Here is a 17,820-nt window from a genome sequence, read left to right as displayed (position 1 = left end):
GAGCTCAGCGGGCCATGGCCGGCGCGCCGTCCAGCTTCCGGTACGCACGCGCGATCGCCCGCAGCCGCGCGACGTCCGCGGCGAACGGTTCCGTCCCGGCGGCGGGCGGCTCTTCCTCGCCCGGCTCGTCCGGGAGGTCGCGCACCAGCCGGGCCGCGGCCGGCGCGGACAGCTCCGGGGTCACGCCGGCGAGGATCAGCCCGTCGTTCGTCTCGCTCATCGCCGTCAGCAGCCGTTCGCGGCGGGACGGCCCGCCCGGGTCGATCCGGACGATCTCCGGGAACCGCCGGGTCAGGTGCGTCCGCAGCGGCCGCAGCAGCCGGAGGGTCCGCGCGTCACGGCGGCCTGCCGCCAGGCCGGGGATCGACGGGATCGTCAGGCCCAGCACGATCAGCAGCACCGAAACCGCCGGGAAACCGACGTCGAGCGTGCACGGCAGGGTCGAGAACGGCCCGCGGCACAACGCTTTCACCGGATGGTCGGCCTGCAGCGCCTGGATCGTCGCGACGACCTTCCCGGCCAGGTAGGCGACCGCGAACGCCGACGCCAGCAGCAGCAACGCCAGCCCGGCGCGCAGCGCGCCGCCGCTCGCGCGGACCGTCACCGCGGCCACCACCCCGATGTCCAGGACGGCGAACCCCAGGTAGACGGTGTAGGCGAAGACGTAGACCACCAGGGTCGGGTGTGTGCGGTACAGCTCGTCGAACACGCCGATGCCGCGCGGCAGGTCGGACGCGCTGAAGAACGTCACGACGAGCACCGCCAGCGCCACGCCGAGGGTGACGAGCCGGGTGCGCCGGCCGCGGTCGCGGGTGCCGCTGATCTCCGCGACCGTCAGGCCGATGCCGTACGCGGCGACCATCGTCGCGAGGTTCGACAGCAGCCGCCCGAGGCTCGGGTAGATCTCGCTTTCCACCAGCTGCGCGCGGTTGGACAGGAAGCAGAACGCCGCCCCGAGCGCGAGGAGCGAGATGGCCAGGCCGGCGCCCGCGCCGGTGCGCCGCGCGCGGACCGCCCGCCAAATGCCGATCGCGAGCGCGAAGACCCCGACCCCGAGGAACAGAATGTCGATCACGGGAGGTGACTATCCCAGCAGTGCCGCGAGCCGCCGGGCCTGGTCCGCCGCCCGGCCGGACGCGCCGGGCGGGACGGCGGGCGGTCCGCTCGTCGCCGCGCTCATCAGCAGGACGGCGATCAGCTCGGCCTCGTACTCGTCGGTGCCGCTCGTGACGCGGGTGAGCAGGTGCGAGAGCGCCTGCGGGGCCAGGTCCGGGGCGAGCTCGGCGGCCTCCGACTCCGACATCAGGCAGGTGCCGGTGTGCGCGCACAGCAGGTGGGCGAGCTCGTGGGCGATGATGTGGTCCTGGTGCAGCGCCGACGTGTGCTCGGTGTAGGCGATCAGGTCGTAGTCCGGGCGGACCTGCCACGCCCCGGACGGCCGGCCGGGCCGGTACTCGACCGGCACGAGGTCGATCTCGCGCCCGCGCCAGGCTTCGAGGCCGTCGACCCAGGCGTTCATCGACCACGGCCGCGGCAGCGGGACGGCGGCGAGCACGGTCCGCACCCGCTCGCGTGCGGCCGCACGCACGTCCGTCAGACCGCGCTCGTTGATGGGGCCTCCCCGCTCGGGCGCCAGCCGGGTGCACCGGGGCGCGCTCACCGACGGGATCATGGTAGCCGACCGGCCAGGCTCACTCGGGCTTCCGACGCCGGCCTTCGCGGCGCCGCGTGCCGTCGTAGGTGGCCAGCTGGTCGAGTAGCGCCGTCACGGTCTCGCGGTCGCGCGGCGAGAGCTGCATGGCCCGCTGGGCGAGGTTGCGCGCTTCGTCGTCACGCCAGGCCACGACGTCCTCGACCTGCTGGTCGACCTGCCCGGCGACGTCGTCGTCGAAGAAGTACGTGACCGGCACGCCGAAGAACTGGGCGAGCGCCTGGATGTGGGAGCGCTTGGGGTCCTTGCGCGCGCCGACGGCGAGCTGCTGGACGTGGGTCGCCGACATCGTGACGCCCGTCTGCTCGGCGACGCCGTGCGCGATCTCCCGGTAGGAGTAGGGCTTGCGGTCCGGCGGGTGCACAGTCGCGATCAAGTGCGCCAGCCGGTCGGCGAAACTGCGCTCGTCGCTCACCACACCACCTTCAACCATGAAACGTGACACTCCCCAGTCTAACTGTCCTGAAAACTTGACACACCCTGTCCCGGAAAGACTACGATACTCCCGTCCGGTGTTTCGTAAACAGGACAGAAGACCCGGGGTGGCGCAGGCGGCCGCGGGGTGACTCACGTGGTCGCTGGGGGTGGCCACGCGCCTAGCCCCGTGCCCGCCGCGCCCCTCCGGCTCAGCGGACTCCCATGCCCGCGGCCAGTTTGGTGAGGTCGTCGCGCAGGCCCGGCACCGCGTCACTGGTGACGCAGCCGGTGGAGAACTCGACGTGGAGATCGTCGTCTTCGGGGATGTCCACTTCGAAGTCGAGCCCGTCCGGGCCGGCCTGGGTTTCCGGCAGCGTCCGGCTTTCCAGCTTCAGGTGCAGATCTGCGGCGGCCGGGTCGGGGCCGAGGATCAGGTCGTCGGTGCGGTCGCACGGCCATTCGGTGAAGTCGCGGGCGACGTCCGGCAGCGGCGCGAAGCCCTCGAGGTGGGCGGTCAGGTCGTGGATCGTGGCCGACGTGGCTGCCGGCGGGAACGGGCCACTGGTCCAGCAGCTGCAGCCCGAACCAGGCGCCGAAGAACAGCCAGATCCCGAGCCCGAACGCGAGGAACCCGCCGCCGACGCCGAGCCGGGGTGAGTAGTCCCGGGCGAAGGTCTGGGGAACCACGCCGTGGCCGACTTCGAGGTCCGGCCGGTTCTCGCCGACGGCGGTGACAAAGGCGTCCGCGGACCGGTGGTCGCGCCAGCGGGTCCGCATCCGGCCGTGGACGGTGCCGAGCTCGACGACCTCACGGTCGAAGTCGCCGGCCGGCCGGAGCGCGACGACCAAGCCGCCCAGCAGGGAGGTCGGCAGCCAGAAGGCGAGCCGGAACGGCTTGGCCGACACCGCGCCGCGCCGGATCTCGGTGATGTCGGCGTACGGGAGAATGGACTGCTCGAAGGCGACCGCGTCCGGCCCAGCAGCCAGGCGACGACGGCGACGAGGAGGTCGAGGGCGAGGCCGATCCAGAAGAACGGCCGCTCCGGCGCGACGGTGACGCCGTAGCCGTCCAAAGCGGCAAAGGCGAGCGCGACCGCGACGAGGACCCAGGTCCATCGCCGCGCCCGGGACAACGGGAGGACGCCGGTCTCCGGCACACCGGCGACCGTAGTTCGCCTGGGACCAGGTCGGGTACGGCAGAAAAGCCGTCCGCTCAAGGGTTTTCGCGTAGCCGGGCGGGGACTGTGTGCAAGTGCGACCGCAGGCCGCCCGCCCACGGCCTAGCCCCGCACAACTCACCCCACCGCCGGGATCGCGCGGCCTCCTCCCCCGGCGAGCAACCGCCGCAGCACCGCGGGGGTCGCTCCGGCGTGCTCGCGAACCGTCCGTGTCAGATGGGCCTGGTCGGCGAAGCCCAGGTCCGCCGCCAGGACCGCCAGCCGCCGCTCCCCCGCCTCAAGGCGCTCGAGAGCCCGGCTGACGCGGACCCGGTTGCGGTAGTGCGTGAGCGACACCCCCAGTTCGCGCGGGAACGCCCGGCTCAGCCGGTACGGCGACACCCCGAGCAGCTCCGTCAGCGGGAACAGCCCGGCCGCCGCCGGGTGGCCGGTCAAGATCGCTTCGCGGGCCTTCGCCACCAACGCACCCGCCGGCACCGGCCTGGCCCCCGCGCGCTCGATCGCGCCGCCCACCAAGACCAGAAGCTGTTCCGCCAGCGCATAGTCCGGGTCGGGGACCGCGGCGACCGCCCGCCGGTGGGCCAGCTCCAACGCGCCGTCGACGTACACCGCCGGGCGGACCGGCCGGTCGGCCGCGAGGCGCTCCCACAGCCGCGCGCCGAACGTCACCGACGTGCAGACGTCGCCGCCCGCCGGGTGCGCGAAGGATTCTTCGTCGCCGGTAGTGGCCAAGTACGCCAGCGTCGGGTCGGCGTCCGCGACGATCCCGCGCACGCGGCGCCGGAACCGGCCGCGGCGCACGAGCACCAGCCGGCGGCCGTCCGCCACCTCGGGCGGCGACCAGCCCCGGTGGTCGTCGGCGCAGCGCACCACGCTGACGGTGTACCCGGGTCGGGCCACGACTTCGACGGCGTCCAGCACGGACCGGACGCTACGCCCGGGGTACGACAGTTTCCGGCCCGCAAGGATCTTCAAGACCCGGCTCGGCGCCGCGGGCAGGCTGCCGCACGAGGAAAGGAGTCACCCCATGCCCGCAGAACTCACCACGCTCGTCCTCGACTGCGCCGACCCCGCGGCCCTCGCCGCCTTCTACGCGAAGGCACTCGGCTGGGAGGTCACCTACCAGGACGACGAGACCGTCCAGCTCGGCGGCCCGGTCGGGCTCGGCTTCCAGCGCATCGCCGGTTACCGCGGCCCGGGCTGGCCGGACGCCGCGAAGCACGCGCACCTCGACTTCAAGGTCGGTGACCTCCGCGGCGCCGTCGAGGAGTTCGAGGCGCTCGGCGCGACCAGGCCCGAGTTCCAGCCCGGTGGCGAGGACTGGGTGGTGCTCGCCGATCCGGAAGGGCACCTCTTCTGCCTCATCCCGGGCTGACCCGGTGGTGGGGGGGGGGGGGGGGGGGGGGGGGGGGGGGGGGGGGTGTGGGGGGGGGGGGGGGGGGGGGGGGGGGGGGGGAGGGGGGGGGGCGGGGGGTTGCTCCTATCCGCTAGGGAGCCCCCCCCCCCCCCCCCCCCCTTCCTCCCCCCTTCCCCCCCCCCCCCCCCCCCCCCCCCCACTCCGGTCAGCCTCGGTAGACGCCGAACTCGTACAGCGAGTAACCGTAGGCCGTGCCCCGCTGTGTCGCGTTCACCCGGACATACCGCGCCGTCGCCGAGATCGCGAGGTCGTCGGCGCCGCCGTCACCGGACGTCGTGCCGTAGACCGGCCGCCAGTTCACCGCGTCGTCGCTGACCTGGATCTCGTACGCCTTGCCGAACGCCGACTCCCAGACCAGCTGCACGTGGGTGAAGGCCTGCCTGCTGCCGAGGTCGACCTGCAGCCACTGCGGGTCGCTCCACGCGCTCGCCCAGCGCGTGGCGAGGTTGCCGTCGGTCGCGGCCTGCGGCGGGTAGGGCGCGCCCGGGCCGTCGGCCTGGTAGGTCGAGGCCGTGGTCGCGGCGCCGCGGGCCAGGTTCGTGCCCGGCACCGGCGGCGCGACGACCCGCAGCGAGCGCGTCTCGATGCCGACGTTGCCGTGGCCGTCGCGGGCGTAGAGGTAGATCTTCCAGACGCCCAGCTGCTGCGGCGCGGTGACGGTGAACGTCCCGTTCCCGGTGAACTGCGCGGGGATCAGGCCGCCGGCGTTGTTGATGTACTTGCTGTTGTAGCCCATCGTGTAGGTGATCGGGTCACCGTCCGGATCGGACACCGCCGCGGTCAAGGTGAACGTCGAGCCGGCCGGGACGTCGGCGCTGCGGCTGAGGTTCATCGAGGAGATCACCGGCGGGGTGTTGCCACCGGTCTGTCCACTGTAGATCCGGCGGACGGCGTACCAGGAGAGCCGCTTCTCGTTGCCCGTGGTGATGTTGAACCAGACGCCGCCGAAGTCGCCTTCGGTGCCGTAGTGGAAGAGCGTCGCGCCGAGCGCCACGCCGGGGTGGGCCAGCACGCAGTTCCAAGCGTTGACGTACCCGTCGCGCTTCTGCTGGTCGGTCGGCTCGGCGGGGACGCCGTTGCCGTCGTTCGGGACCTCCCACTCGCCGGCCGGGCCGGTCTCGGTGATGATGTACGGCTTCGTGTAACCGCCGTTGAGCCAGTCCTGCTTGACCTGGCACACCTGGGCGTAGGAGTTCACCGAGTAGAGGTCGAGGTTCGGCGCGTACGCCTTGTAGTACGGCCAGGCGCCGGTCCAGGCGTCGGTCGAGGTAACCGGGTGGTTCGTGTCGATCGCGTGGATGGCCTGCGCCGCCTGGTCGACGAACCGCGTGTAGGCGATCCGGTTCTGCTCCAGCATCGTGCCGGAGTAGCAGTTCTGCATGCCGAGGATCGACTCGTTGCCGACGTTCCACATGAGCACGCCGGGGTTCGCCTTGTAGATGCTCACCCACTTCTGGATCTCGGCCAGCATCGTGTTCTTGTAGTTCGTGTCGGTGGTGTAGTCGACGCAGCCGCCGCTGCCGGGACCGCCGCCGGGCTGCAGCCAGAAACCTGCGACCACCTTGATGCCGTTGGCCGCGGCCGCGTCGAAGAGCGGCTGGCTGGACGCGTCGGTGCCCCAGGTGCGCACGGTGTTGACGCCGATCGAATGCAGTTCGGGCATCCGCGTGGCCGCTTCGCTCACCGGCGGTCCCCAGGTGAGGCCCTTGACGGTCCACGGTGTCCCGTCGACCGTCAGCTGCCAGTTCCCCTGGCCGCCGGTCACCCGCGTGACGCCGGGGCCGTCCTGCGTGGGTGTGCCCGGGGTGCCGCTGACCTGGAACTCCCAGAGCGAGTAGCCGTAGCCGCCGACGCGGTGGGTGCCGTAGAAGCGCACGTACCGGCCATGACCCGTGACGGCGAGGGTCTGGACGCCGCCGGTCGCGGTGGTCGTGCTGTATACAGTCTGCCAAGTGGCCGCATTGTCCGAAACCTGGATTTCGTATGCAGTCGCGTAGGCGGCCTCCCAGTTCAGGGTGACCTGGCTGATGTCGGCAGCCGCGCCGAGGTCGACCTGCAGCCACTGCGGGTCGCTCCAGGCGCTCGCCCAGCGCGTGCCGGCGTTGCCGTCGACCGCCGAGGCCGCCGGGGTGCCCGCGCCTTCGCTGCTCGACGCGGTCGCGGGTCTGCCTTGGGAAAGCACGGTCGCGGCGTGCGCCGGGGACGGGCCGGCGAGCAGACCCAGCAGGAGCAGGGCCACCAGCGCCGGAACGGCACGGAGGAGCGACGGTCGGTCCACGGTGATCTCCCGTACGACAAGGGGACGGAGGTTGGAGAGCGCTCTCCGGCGCGACCGATGGTTCGGCACGGCCGCCCACGTTGTCAAGGTTCCGCCGGGAATCGGACAGTCGCTGTCATCGCCCGGATGTGGTTGATCCTTGACACGGCGGCGGCTCGGTGCGCATGCTCTTGGAGAGCGCTCTCCCATTCCCCAGGCACCCTCACCGTGGAGGACCCTTGGTATCGAAAGCCGCGCTCCTCGCCTGCACCGCCGCCACCGTGCTGGCAGGCGCCTTCCTGACCGCGGCCACCTGGTCGCCCGCCGGAGCCGACGACCTGGTCACGCACCACGAGTTCCAGGTCAACTGCTCCCCCAGCCACCACCAGCCGGACGACCCGATCGTCTTTCCCGGGCTGCCCGGCGCGTCGCACGACCACACGTTCATCGGCAACAAGACCACCAACGCGGCCACGACGCTGCAGTCGCTGCAGAACTCCGGCGTCGGCAACACGACGTGCCTCGCGCCGGACGACCTGTCGGCGTACTGGTTCCCGACCGTCTACAACGGGAACCAGGTGGTGCTGCCGAACTTCGCGCAGGTCGTCTACTACAAGTCCGGCATCCTCGACTACACGAAGGTCGTGCCGTTCCCGCCCGGCCTGCGGTACGTCGCCGGCAGCGTGACGGCGACCCAGGACGAGTTCCAGCACGCGCCCGGCGCCATCGAGGGCTGGGAGTGCGGGGACAGCTTCCACAACTGGGACGTCCCGGTGCAGTGCGTCCCCGGCAGCCAGCTCAACATCCGCTACCAGGCGCCGAGCTGCTGGGACGGCGTCCACCTGGACTCGGCCGACCACAAGAGCCACATGGCGTACCCGGACCGGGCGACGCTGACGTGCCCGGCCGACCACCCGGTGGCCGTGCCGATGCTCGAGTTCAAGATCGCGTTCCCGGTCAGCGGGGACATGTCCGGGGTCCACCTGGCCAGCGGGCGCGGGTATTCGTGGCACTACGACTTCTTCAACGCGTGGGACCCGCCGACCCTCGCCGCGCTGGTCACGCACTGCATCAACGGCGGGCTGCAGTGCGACCCGCGCGGGTTCGACCTGTACAAGCCCGATCGCGGGACCGTGCTGGGCCCGAACTACCGGCTGCCCGGCCGGCCGTGATCCGGCGGGCCCTGGGGGCGGTGGTGGTGGCGCTGACCATGGGCGGGTGCGCCACCACCGGCCCCGCCGCGCCCGCCACCGCCCCGGTCTCCGCGCCGGGGTTCAACCCGACCGACATCGCCTGGCTGGAACTGGTGGTGCCGATGACGGAGAACGCCGTGACGGCCGCCCGGCTCGCCCCGGACCACGCGTCGAGCGCCGTGGTCCGGGACGCGGCCGGTTCGGTCGTGGCGCCCCAGGAGAAGCTGCTGGGACGGCTGCGCGCGGCCCGCGACCGGGCCGGGCTCCCGGCAACCGACGTCCACAGTGGACACCGGATGCCGGGGATGGTGACCCCGGCCGACCTGGTCGCGTTGCGGACGGGCCGGGGCACGGAGTTCGACCAGCGGCTGGTCGCGCTGCTGCGAGCGCACGCCGCGCAGCTGGTGGTGCTGGCCCGGGGTGAGCAGACCTCGGGCGGGGACGCCCGGACCCGGGAACTGGCCGAGGAGGTCGGCGCCGAAGGGGCCCGCCAGGAGCAGGTGCTGGTGAAGGTCGTCCCCGCCGGAACGCAGTGAATGACTCATTCATGACGCCTGACGCCATGAATGAGTCATTCACGGCAACGGGAGGGGCCGTCGGGGCCGCCTCCGAAACGGCCCCGACGGCATTTCCGGCTCCGCCCGCCGGAAGCTCAGTACGCCACCACCACCGGTCCCCGGGTCGCCGGGGCGGTCACCGTCAGCGTGTGCGTCGCCGCGTCGAACTTCCAGCGCGACGGCGGCGCCCACGCCCCGCCGACCTTCACCCGTGACGGCGCCGAGGACACCCCGAGGAACTTCACCGTCCACTCGCGCGGCCCGGCCTGGGAACGCCCCTGGGACGGCGCCACCGTCACCGTGTGGGCCCCGCCCCGCTCGCTGTACCGGATCGGCGTCGTCGAGCTGTGCTTGGCCGAGGTGCCGTCGTCCTCGTACAGCGAGAACGACCCCGGACCACCGGTCGCCACCGTCACCGTCACCCGGTTCAGCGGGTTCTGGACGTCGTTGGTGACGTCCGCCGTGCGGGTCGCGGTGATGCCGCCGGCGCGCAGGAACACCGGCATCGTGCCGAGGTCCGCCGTCACCTGCTGCGTCGTGCCGCCCGCGTAGGTCTTGCCGGTGAAGTAGTCCGTCCACTGTCCCGGCGGGAACCACACGGACGTGCTCGCCGACGCGCCGGGCGAGGTCACCGGCGCCACCAGCATGTCCGGTCCGTAGAAGTACTCGTTCTGGGCCGCGGTGTAGGCGGCCGGCTCGTCCGGGTACTCCAGGTAGGTCGGCCGCACGACGGGAACGCCGGTCGTCGCCGCCTCCTGGGCCAGCGTGTAGGTGTAGGGCACCAGGTTCTCGCGCAGGTTCAGGAACTTCGTCGCCGAGTCCTTCGCCGCGCCGGTGTACTGCCACGGCAGCCGGTCGCTGTGGTTGCTGTGCAGCCGGTCGATCGGCTGGAACGTGCCGAGCTGCACCCACCGCGCGTACAGGTCGTCGGGCAGCTTGGCCGTCTGGTGCTGCTGCCCGCCCGAGGTGTAGGTCTCGCTGCCGCGCAGCCCGGTCGTGTCGTTGTGCCCGCCGATGTCGTGGCTGATCGCCGACATGCCGGTCGCGGCCGACTCACCCGGCGTCGCGCCGACCTCCATCCGCAGCGTGCCCCACGTCGAGGACGTGTCCCCGGTGAAGTGCAGCGTGCTGCGCTTGTCCGCCCACGGCCCGGTCGAGAGCCCCACCGGGCCGCCGTACCCGCCGGCCTGCAGCGACCCGTAGGCCCGCGAGATGACGAACCCGCGCCCGGTCGCCGGCGCGGCCAGGTCGGCGTACTGCTGGTTGATCCACGCGTCCGGGGTGACCCCGGCCAGGCTCGACTTCGACGCGTCGCAGCACCAGTCGAGCCACCAGAAGTCGTTGCCCTGCTTCATCATCCCGGCGTGCAGGTCGAGGTAGGCCTTGAGCTGGTCCGGGTCGCCCCAGTCGAAGACGTAGCAGTCGTTGCCGCAGCTGGACTTCGCGAGCTTGCCCTTCGCCGTCGCCTGGGCGCGGGCGAACTGCGGGTCCGAACCCATGATGCTCGGGTGGATGTTGAGGTTGTTGTGCAGCCCCTGCGCCTTCGACCAGGCGAAGAACGCCGCCGGGTCCGGGAACTTCGTGGTGTCGAACTGCCAGCCGTTCCACGTGTCCGGCGCCTTGAAGTCCGTGTCGGTGACCAGGACGTCCAGCGGCACGCCCTCGCTGCGGAAGCGCGGCAGGATCGTGTCGCGGTAGTCGGCCGCGGTGCGGTCGATGTACTCGGAGTACCAGACGCCGTAGGCCCAGCGCGGCAGCAGCTGCGGCGGCCCGGTGAGGGTCGCGAGGTCACGCAGCCCGGCCTTGTAGTCGTGCCCGAAGGCGAAGACGTACCCGTCCTGGTAGGGGTTCCCGCCGTGCGACGGCCGCTGCGTCACCGCGCGGGTCCGCGTGGAGTACAGCGCGGACGTCGTGTCGTCGAGCAGGTACCAGCCGTCGGAGTGCAGCAGCCCTTCGGTCAGCGACGGGTTCCCGTTGTCGCCGTTGACCCCGTCGAGGCCGCGCCGGTACCCGCCGAGCGTGAGGTGCGGCTGCGGCGCCGCGGCACCGGCCGCGGTGACGGCGATCGTGTCCACGTTGACGTGGCAGCTCGTGTCGTCCGGGCAGCCGAGCACGACGTCGTTCGTGCCGGCCTTCAGGTCGACCGGGACCGACGCGCTCCCCCACGAGTCCCAGTTCTCGGTGACCGGCAGGGTCAGCGTGCGGGTGACCCCGTTGGCCGCGGCCGTCGCGGTCCTCGTCTCGTGCCGGCCGTCCCCGCCGGTGCCGTTGGCGTAGCGGACGTGCAGCCGGTACGTGCCGGCCGCGGGAACGTCGACGACGCGGTGCGTCAGGGAGGCGTCGCGGTTGAGCTCGGCGACGAACCCGCGTCCGGCGTACCCGGCGTGGTCGGTCGCGACCACCGCCGAGCCGGTCCGCAGCGCGGATTCCGCCTCACAGCTCACGTCGACGGCGCAGCCGGTGAACGCGCGGGCCGAGGCGGGCGGGAACGGCGTGCCGGGGGTGAGCACCGCGAGCGCGTCGACGTTGACGTTCCCGGAGTCGGTCGCGGTCCGCGTGAGGCGGACGCTGTGGCGGCCCGCGCCGAGCGTGACCGGCACCGAGGCGATCGCCCAGCTGTCCCAGTCGGCTGTCGCGGGCAGGGTGAGCTTCTGCGGCGCGCCGCCGTCGACCGAGACGCTCAGGGTGCGGGTGACGTGCTGGCCGTCGCCGCCCTGGCCGTTGGCGTAGCGGGCGGTCACGGCGTAGGTCCCGGCGGTGGCCGCGACGACGTCGGCCGTCGCCGCCGTGCCGGTGTTCTCGAACCCGGCGAGGAACCCTTCGCCGGTGTAACCGCGGTGGTCGGTGGCGACGCCGAGGCCGTCGGCCGCCAGGTCCTCGCCCTCGCACAGCGCGCCGGCCGCGCAGGTCAGGTGCCGCCACGGCGCGGCGAGCACCGGCGTCGCACCGGTGGCCGTGCGCACGCGGAGGTTGCCGGAGTCGAACGGCCCGGAGCCCAGCCGGTAGGTCAGCGTGGTCGCGCTGGTGCGGATGGTCAGGACCCCGCCGGACGTCGTCGAGGTGAACGGCGTCGGCGTGAACGCGTCCCGGCCGACGGCGTTGAAGGTGGCCGCGTCGGTGAAGCGGCCGTCACCGGCGTACTCCGTGCGGATGACCGTCGGGGAGAGGACCTGGAACCGGGCGTTCCCGGCGGTGACGGTCTGGCGCGCGGGTCCGGCGGCGGCCGGCGTCGCGACGCCCACGGCCGCGACGGCACCCGCGGCGACGGCGAGCGCGCATACCAGGTGAAGGGTTTTCGCTGGTCTCGTCCGCACAGGCGGAACTCCGTTCCGGGAAGGGGGACCGACAATTTACAACGTTGGAAAAAACCCGGTCCCGATCCGACCACAGCGGGACGCCGGATGTCCAGACCAAAGGGCCGAACTGTCCGGTCAGGTCAGTGTCGGGTGACGCCGTCGATCTGCTCGCGCAGGATGTTGGCGTGTCCCGCGTGGCGGGCGGTCTCGCTGGTAGCGCTCAGGCCGAGTCCCGGACCACCAGCTCCGGGTCGAAGATCACCGACTCCGCCCGCAGCGCCGGGTCGGCCATGCGGTCCAGGACCATCCGGGCCATCGCCGCGCCCATCGCTTCGACCGGCTGGCGGACCGTCGTCAAGCGGGGCCGGCAGCTCAGCGCGACCCGGCTGTCGTCGAACCCGATCACCGCCACGTCGTCCGGGATGCGGCGGCCCGCGTCGCGCAGCACCGTCAGCGCGCCGTACGCCATCAGGTCGTTGGCCACGAACAGCCCGTCCAGCGCGGGTTCCTCGGCCAGCAGCCGTTCCATCGCGCGTTCGCCGCCGTGCTCGGTGAAGTCGCCTTCGGCCACCGTGACGTACGCGTGGCCGTGGCGGGCCATCGCGTCCCGGAAACCCGCCAGCCGGTCCTGGCCCGCCGGAGTGCCCGCCGGGCCTGCGATCGTGGCCACCCGGTGGCAGCCGCGCGCGACGAGCCGCTCCGCCGCGATCCGGGCGCCGTCCTGGTGCGCGACGTCGACGTAACACACCGGCGCCGGGCGGGCCGGGCGCGCGAACAGGGCCGTCGGGACACCCGCGTCGGTCAGCACGCGGGGCAGCGGGTCCTCGGCCGGGTGCAGCGAGATCAGCAGCACGCCGCTGATCTGCTCCTGCCGCAGCTTCGGCACCAGCTTCGCGCGTTCTTCGTCGCTGTCGACCAGCATCAGCAGCGGGTGCAGGCCCAGCGGCCGCAGGTGCGCGACCACGCCTTCCACGACCCGGCCGAAGAACGGGTCGCCGAACACCCCGCCGGTGAACGCTTCGACGTGCCGCTCCGGCTCGGACACCACCAGCGCGATGCCGCCGGTGCGCCGGGTGACCAGGGAGCGGGCCGCCCGGTTGGGCACGTACCCGGTGTCGGCGATCGCGCGTTCGACGGTCTCCCGCAGCTTCGGGTCGACGTTGCGCACGCTGTTGACCACGCGGGACACCGTGGCCCGCGAGACGCCGGCGACCCGCGCGACGTCCTCCAAGGTCGGCGGCGCCGAGGGCGGCTGCGTCGTCACCCGTCCTTTGTAGCACGCTGTGAGAGCGCTCTCCCAGCGCCGGGCCGATGACAAATGTCATGGCGGGCCGCTGGCGGACGGCACTGCCCCGCCGGGCCCCGCGACGGCGAGCATTCCGGTATGACCACCACACCGCGAACCACCACCGCCGGCTTCCGGCCCGTCCTGCTCCTGACCGGCGGTTACGCCACGCTTTCCGTGCTCACCCTCCTCGTGATCGTCCTGTTCCGGAACCACCCGGCGATGGTGACCGACGCGGTCTGGGTGCGCGCCACGATCGTCGTCGCCAGCTCGCTCCTGACGTTCGCCTTCGCCCGCAGCGCGGCCCGCGGGTCGCGCAAGGGGCTGCTGCGGCTGCGGATCGTCTCCGCGGTGATGCTCGTGGCGATCGTCGTCATCGTCGCCCTGCCGGGCCTGTTCCCGGTGTGGCTGCGGGTCGAGCAGGCGGTGTGCGGGCTGCTGCTGCTCGGCGTGACGGTGCTCGTCAACCGGCCGCGCCCGCGGGCGCGGTAGCGTCGCAGTGGTGACCAGGACGGCGGACGTGCAGCGCTGGGTGCGCGGCTGGCGCGTGATGCTGCTGGACGCGGGCATGCTCGTCTACCCGGCGGTGACGGTGCCCGGCGTGCTGCAGCACTCGACCGGCCACACGGCGGTCGCGGGCTGCGTGGTCGTCGCCGGGTTCGCCGGCTGCTACGTCCTCGCGGCGACCGCGGCGGCGAAGCGGGCGGTGCCGCAGTTCTGGGCGCTGCTCGGGATGAGCACCCTCCTGTTCGCCGCCGCCCTCCCCTTCGCCCACGACGCCGCGTTCTTCCTCCTCACCGTCGTCGTGTCCCTGGCGGCGCCGCGGCTCCCCCGCGGCGCCCTCGCGCTGGTCGCCGTCTCCGCCCTCGCCGCGCTGGTCGTCCCGTGGGTGGTGTGGGACGGCCCGGGCTGGACGCAGGCGGTCGCGCTCGTGTTCACCGTGCTCGTCGTCCACGTGGTCGCCGAGGCCGTCCGGGCCAACGCCGCGCTCGTCGAGGCCCGGGCCGAGGTCGCGCGGCTGGCGTCCGAGGCCGAACGCGCGCGGATCGCGCGAGACTTGCACGACCTGCTCGGCCACTCGCTGACGGCGATCACGGTCAAGAGCACCTTGGCGAGGCGGCTGCTGGCCACCGACGGCGCCCGGGCGGGCGAGGAGATGACCGCCGTGGAAACCCTGGCCCGCCAGGCGCTGACCGACGTCCGCGCGGCGGTGTCGGGCTACCGCGACGTCACGCTCGCCGGTGAGCTCGCCCGCGGCCGCGAGCTGCTGCGCGCGTGCGGGGTCACCGCCGACCTGCCGACCGCCACCGACGTCGTCGGGCCCGACCGGCAGGAGCTGTTCGGCTGGGTCGTGCGGGAGGGCCTGACCAACGTCGCCCGGCACGCGCGGGCCGGCCGGTGCGCGGTGACGCTTTCGGCGTCCACGGTGGAGGTCGTGGACGACGGCGTGGGCGGGCCGCCCGGCGAGGGTTCGGGGCTCGCGGGGCTCCGGGAACGCGTCGAGGCCGCGGGCGGAAGTGTCGAGGCCGGGCCGGTGACGCCGCGCGGCTGGCGGCTGCGGGCGGCGCTGTGACCATCCGCCTGCTGCTCGCCGACGACCAGGAGCTGGTCCGCCAGGCGCTGTGCGCGCTGCTCGCGCTCGAGGACGACTTCGAGGTGGTCGCCTCGGTCGGCCGCGGCGACGAAGTCGTGGCTGCGGCGCGGGAACACCGTCCCGACGTCGCGTTGCTGGACATCGAGATGCCGGGCCTGGACGGGCTCGCGGCCGCGGCGGTGCTCGCGGCGCAGGTGCCGGACTGCCGCGTTGTCATGCTCACGACGTTCGGCCGCGCCGGGTACCTTCGCCGGGCGATCGAGGCCGGCGCGGCCGGGTTCGTCGTGAAGGACGCGCCCGCGGACGTCCTCGCCGACGCGATCCGCCGGGTGCGGACCGGCGAGCGGGTGGTGGACCCGGCCCTCGCGGTCGCGACGCTGGCCGCGGGCGAGTCGCCCCTGACCGCCCGCGAACGCGACGTGCTCATCACCGCCCGCACCGGTGCGACGATCGCCGAGATCGCGTCGCGGCTGTACCTGTCCGAAGGCACGGTCCGGAACTACGTCTCCGCGGCGATCACCAAGACCGGCGCGCGCAACCGCGTCGAAGCGGTCCGGCTCGCGGACGAGCGCGGCTGGCTCTAGGCGTTCTCGTCGAACGGGATGCCACCCGGCTTCGCCTTGCCGAGGTTGCCGGTGAACTGGTCGTCCTTGATGCCGAAGGTGGCGCTGCCGAAGTCGGCGCCGACGAGCTTGTCCCGGATCCCGGACGGGTAGCCGTCCCAGCCGACGAGCGTCGGGTACTGCCAGGCGCCCTGGTGGTTCTCGGGCGGGTCGTCGTTGCCGTTGGCCGAGCGGAAGCAGTGCGTCGAGCCGCCGTCCTTGTGGTAAACGACCTTCGCGTGCGTGCCCTCGAACAACAGGCTCGCGCGGTCGTGCACCGCGAACCCGCCGTGCTGCGACGTCGCGACGTACTCGACCTGGTTGTCCTTGACCCACACGACGACGTGCTCCCAGTCGTGGCGGTGGCCGGCGCTGCCCGGGCCGAGCGAGGCCTGGTCCTTCTCGAAGTAGAGCGTGTACATCACCGCGCACCAGCCGTGGTCGCACTTCTGGCGCGAGTAGGAGTTGGTGTTGTCCAGATCCCAGGAGTCGCGGCAGTGGCCGTTGGTGTCACCGCCGAGCGACAGGCCGGGCGCGATCGTGCCGTCCGGGCCGATCGCCGGGGTCGGGTAACAGCCGTCCTTGTCGTAGTCGAAGGCGGGCTGGAAGGTCTTCTCGAAGTCGCTCGCGTTGGCGGGCAGGGCGCCGGGCGGGTCGGCGAACGCCGTCGCCGGGACGGCGAGTGAGAGGGCCAGCGCGCCGGCGGCAGCGGCGGCCAGGGTGCGGGAACGGTGCGCCATGACGGTACTCCCTCGATCACGGTCGGAAAGTTTCCGACCGGAGGTCCGTGTCCAGCTCGCCACGAGCCGCCGTGGCCCGCAACCGTGCTCCGGCGAGTGTGCCCGGCGGGGACAGCCGGAAGGGGACGAACGCGCAATCCTGTCCGGTGAGCGGCAACCCGGACAAGCCGCGCATCGATTCACGGCCGGAAGAGCCGGGCTTCCGCCGCGTCCCAGTCGCCGCCGGCCGACGGCTCGTAACGGCGGACCTCCTGGGTCTCGCGGACCAAAGCCCGCATCGCCGCCAGGTCCGGTAAGTCCTCCCCCAGCGCCCGGGCCTGCACCAGGACGTTGCCCAGCGCGGCCGCCTCGACCGGGCCCGCCAGGACCGGGACGCCGCACGCGTCGGCCGTCAACTGGCACAGCAGTTCGTTGCGCGCACCGCCGCCGACGATGTGGACCACGTCGATCCGGCGGCCCGTGACCGAAGCCGCGGTGCGGAGGGTGCGGCGGTGGGCCAGGGCCAGGCTGTCCACGATGCACCGGACCACCTCGGCCGGGGCCGAAGGCGGGCGCTGGCCGGTCGCGCGGCAGACGGCCGCGATGCGCGAAGGCATGTCGCCCGGCGGCAGGAACTCCGGGGCGTCGATGTCGACGACGGCCGCCCGCGCCGGGGCCTCGGCCGCCGCGGTGAGCAGGTCCGGCAGGTCCGACCGCGACCACGTGCGCAGCGTCTCCGACAGCACCCACAGGCCCATCACGTTGCGCAGGAACCGGATCGTGCCGTCGACGCCGCCTTCGTTGGTGAAGTTCGCGGCCAGCGCCGCGTCGCCCAGCTCCGGCTCCGGCAGCTCAAGACCCGCCAGGGACCAGGTTCCGCACGAGATGTACGCGAAGTTCGTGCCCGGCTCGGCCGGGACCGCGACGACGGCCGACGCCGTGTCGTGCGAGCCGACCGCGATCACCGGAACGCCGGACAGCTCTCGGGCCGAGCCCACGACGGTCCCCGGGTCACGCAGCGGCGGCAGCAGCCGGGGCGGGATCCCGACCCGGGACGCCAGGTCGGTGGCCCAGGTCCGCGCGCGGACGTCGTAGAGCTGGGTGGTGGACGCGTTGGTGCGCTCGGCGCCGATCTCGCCGGTCAGCCAGTAGTTCATCAGGTCCGGCACCAGCAGCAGCGTGTGGGCCGCGCCCAGCCGGTCCTGTTCGGACACCAGCTGGTAGAGCGTGTTGAACGGCAGCTGCTGCAGCCCGGTGACGTCGTAGAGCTCACGCGCGGACACCGACGCGGCCACCTTCTCCGGCACCCCGTCGGTGCGGGAGTCGCGGTGGTGCACCGGGTTGCCGAGCAGGGCGCCGGACGCGTCGAGGAGCCCGTAGTCGACCGCCCACGAGTCGATGCCGACGCCGTCCAGCGGGCCGGCGTCGCGGATCCCCGCGAGGGTCTCCCGGTACAGGCCCAGGACGTCCCAGTACAGCACCGGGCCCGCGCGGACGCCGCCGTTGGGGAAGCGCCGCACCTCCTCGAGGCTCAGCGTCGAACGCCCGACGGTCCCGGCCATCACGCGCCCGCTGGACGCGCCGAGGTCGACGG

17 protein-coding genes are annotated in these 17,820 nt (G+C 73.0%); 7 read left to right on the top strand and 10 right to left on the bottom strand.

Going from position 1 to position 17,820, the window contains the following annotated elements:
• Nucleotides 1-4 precede the first annotated feature (4 nt).
• The 4 genes from ACZ61C_RS09275 to ACZ61C_RS09260 all read right to left on the bottom strand — a co-directional run bounded on the left by ACZ61C_RS09275 (nt 5) and on the right by ACZ61C_RS09260 (nt 2,865).
• Nucleotides 5-1,075 carry a hypothetical protein gene (locus tag ACZ61C_RS09275; RefSeq protein ID WP_465304658.1) on the bottom strand — a complete coding sequence of 357 codons (1,071 nt, stop codon included), beginning with the start codon at nt 1,073-1,075 and terminating at the stop codon, nt 5-7.
• A gap of 9 nt (nt 1,076-1,084) precedes the next feature.
• Nucleotides 1,085-1,660: a hypothetical protein gene (locus ACZ61C_RS09270; protein WP_465304656.1), complete on the bottom strand. Its 576-nt coding sequence runs from the start codon at nt 1,658-1,660 to the stop codon at nt 1,085-1,087.
• Nucleotides 1,661-1,691: 31 nt separating this feature from the next.
• Nucleotides 1,692-2,126: an XRE family transcriptional regulator gene (locus ACZ61C_RS09265; protein ID WP_465304654.1), complete on the bottom strand. Its 435-nt coding sequence runs from the start codon at nt 2,124-2,126 to the stop codon at nt 1,692-1,694.
• 211 nt (nt 2,127-2,337) lie between these two features.
• Nucleotides 2,338-2,865, bottom strand: a complete 528-nt coding sequence (locus ACZ61C_RS09260) for a hypothetical protein (RefSeq protein WP_465304652.1) — start codon at nt 2,863-2,865, stop codon at nt 2,338-2,340.
• Nucleotides 2,866-2,911: 46 nt separating this feature from the next.
• On the opposite strand from ACZ61C_RS09260, the gene ACZ61C_RS09255 reads away from it, so the two are divergent.
• On the top strand, nt 2,912-3,193 hold the full coding sequence (locus ACZ61C_RS09255; protein ID WP_465304650.1) for a hypothetical protein: 282 nt from the start codon (nt 2,912-2,914) through the stop codon (nt 3,191-3,193).
• A 230-nt stretch (nt 3,194-3,423) separates the two neighbouring features.
• On the opposite strand, the gene ACZ61C_RS09250 is transcribed toward ACZ61C_RS09255, so the two are convergent.
• Nucleotides 3,424-4,227: a helix-turn-helix transcriptional regulator gene (locus ACZ61C_RS09250; protein WP_465304648.1), complete on the bottom strand. Its 804-nt coding sequence runs from the start codon at nt 4,225-4,227 to the stop codon at nt 3,424-3,426.
• A gap of 106 nt (nt 4,228-4,333) precedes the next feature.
• On the opposite strand from ACZ61C_RS09250, the gene ACZ61C_RS09245 reads away from it, so the two are divergent.
• Nucleotides 4,334-4,681 (top strand): VOC family protein, encoded by a 348-nt coding sequence (locus tag ACZ61C_RS09245; protein ID WP_465304646.1) that lies wholly within the window; start codon nt 4,334-4,336, stop codon nt 4,679-4,681.
• A gap of 187 nt (nt 4,682-4,868) precedes the next feature.
• Here ACZ61C_RS09245 and ACZ61C_RS09240 read toward each other — a convergent pair whose 3' ends face one another.
• Entirely contained in the window at nt 4,869-7,001 is a 2,133-nt protein-coding gene (locus ACZ61C_RS09240) for a discoidin domain-containing protein (RefSeq protein WP_465304644.1), read from the bottom strand.
• 218 nt (nt 7,002-7,219) lie between these two features.
• On the opposite strand from ACZ61C_RS09240, the gene ACZ61C_RS09235 reads away from it, so the two are divergent.
• On the top strand, nt 7,220-8,152 hold the full coding sequence (locus ACZ61C_RS09235) for a DUF1996 domain-containing protein (protein ID WP_465304642.1): 933 nt from the start codon (nt 7,220-7,222) through the stop codon (nt 8,150-8,152).
• On the top strand, nt 8,149-8,709 hold the full coding sequence (locus ACZ61C_RS09230) for a DUF305 domain-containing protein (RefSeq protein WP_465304640.1): 561 nt from the start codon (nt 8,149-8,151) through the stop codon (nt 8,707-8,709). Before ACZ61C_RS09235 ends, ACZ61C_RS09230 begins: the two co-directional genes overlap by 4 nt.
• A 116-nt stretch (nt 8,710-8,825) precedes the next feature.
• Here ACZ61C_RS09230 and ACZ61C_RS09225 read toward each other — a convergent pair whose 3' ends face one another.
• Both ACZ61C_RS09225 and ACZ61C_RS09220 read right to left on the bottom strand, forming a co-directional pair.
• The gene (locus tag ACZ61C_RS09225) at nt 8,826-11,972 is read right to left on the bottom strand and encodes a TIM-barrel domain-containing protein (protein WP_465304638.1); all 3,147 of its coding nucleotides are present in this window, start codon (nt 11,970-11,972) and stop codon (nt 8,826-8,828) included.
• A 274-nt stretch (nt 11,973-12,246) separates the two neighbouring features.
• On the bottom strand, nt 12,247-13,290 hold the full coding sequence (locus ACZ61C_RS09220; RefSeq protein WP_465304636.1) for a LacI family DNA-binding transcriptional regulator: 1,044 nt from the start codon (nt 13,288-13,290) through the stop codon (nt 12,247-12,249).
• Between the two features lie 120 nt (nt 13,291-13,410).
• Here ACZ61C_RS09220 and ACZ61C_RS09215 point away from each other — a divergent pair, with 120 nt between their 5' ends.
• From ACZ61C_RS09215 to ACZ61C_RS09205, 3 genes are read left to right on the top strand one after another with little or no spacing between them, the layout of a single operon-like run.
• Complete coding sequence (locus tag ACZ61C_RS09215; RefSeq protein ID WP_465304634.1) at nt 13,411-13,803, top strand: hypothetical protein; 393 nt, start codon at nt 13,411-13,413, stop codon at nt 13,801-13,803.
• A gap of 10 nt (nt 13,804-13,813) precedes the next feature.
• Nucleotides 13,814-14,884 (top strand): sensor histidine kinase, encoded by a 1,071-nt coding sequence (locus tag ACZ61C_RS09210; RefSeq protein ID WP_465304632.1) that lies wholly within the window; start codon nt 13,814-13,816, stop codon nt 14,882-14,884.
• Complete coding sequence (locus ACZ61C_RS09205) at nt 14,881-15,489, top strand: response regulator transcription factor (RefSeq protein ID WP_465304630.1); 609 nt, start codon at nt 14,881-14,883, stop codon at nt 15,487-15,489. Before ACZ61C_RS09210 ends, ACZ61C_RS09205 begins: the two co-directional genes overlap by 4 nt.
• Here the strand turns inward: ACZ61C_RS09205 and ACZ61C_RS09200 are convergent.
• Nucleotides 15,486-16,247 (bottom strand): NPP1 family protein, encoded by a 762-nt coding sequence (locus ACZ61C_RS09200; RefSeq protein WP_465304628.1) that lies wholly within the window; start codon nt 16,245-16,247, stop codon nt 15,486-15,488. The two genes, ACZ61C_RS09205 and ACZ61C_RS09200, sit on opposite strands and share 4 nt — an antisense overlap.
• Nucleotides 16,248-16,426: 179 nt before the next feature.
• On the bottom strand, nt 16,427-17,788 hold the full coding sequence (locus ACZ61C_RS09195) for a rhamnulokinase (RefSeq protein WP_465305613.1): 1,362 nt from the start codon (nt 17,786-17,788) through the stop codon (nt 16,427-16,429).
• Between the last annotated feature and the right edge of the window lie 32 nt (nt 17,789-17,820).

Source organism: Amycolatopsis sp. NPDC104587, assembly GCF_055583645.1.
This window is presented reverse-complemented; position numbering and strand designations above follow the sequence as displayed.

What these genes read in the sequence shown, in the direction of transcription:
- ACZ61C_RS09245 (WP_465304646.1), top strand. Translation starts at nt 4,334, where the DNA reads ATGCCCGCAGAACTCACCACGCTCGTCCTCGACTGCGCCGACCCCGCG.
- ACZ61C_RS09215 (WP_465304634.1), top strand. Translation starts at nt 13,411, where the DNA reads ATGACCACCACACCGCGAACCACCACCGCCGGCTTCCGGCCCGTCCTG.
- ACZ61C_RS09200 (WP_465304628.1), bottom strand. Translation starts at nt 16,247, where the DNA reads ATGGCGCACCGTTCCCGCACCCTGGCCGCCGCTGCCGCCGGCGCGCTG.
- ACZ61C_RS09195 (WP_465305613.1), bottom strand. Translation starts at nt 17,788, where the DNA reads ATGGCCGGGACCGTCGGGCGTTCGACGCTGAGCCTCGAGGAGGTGCGG.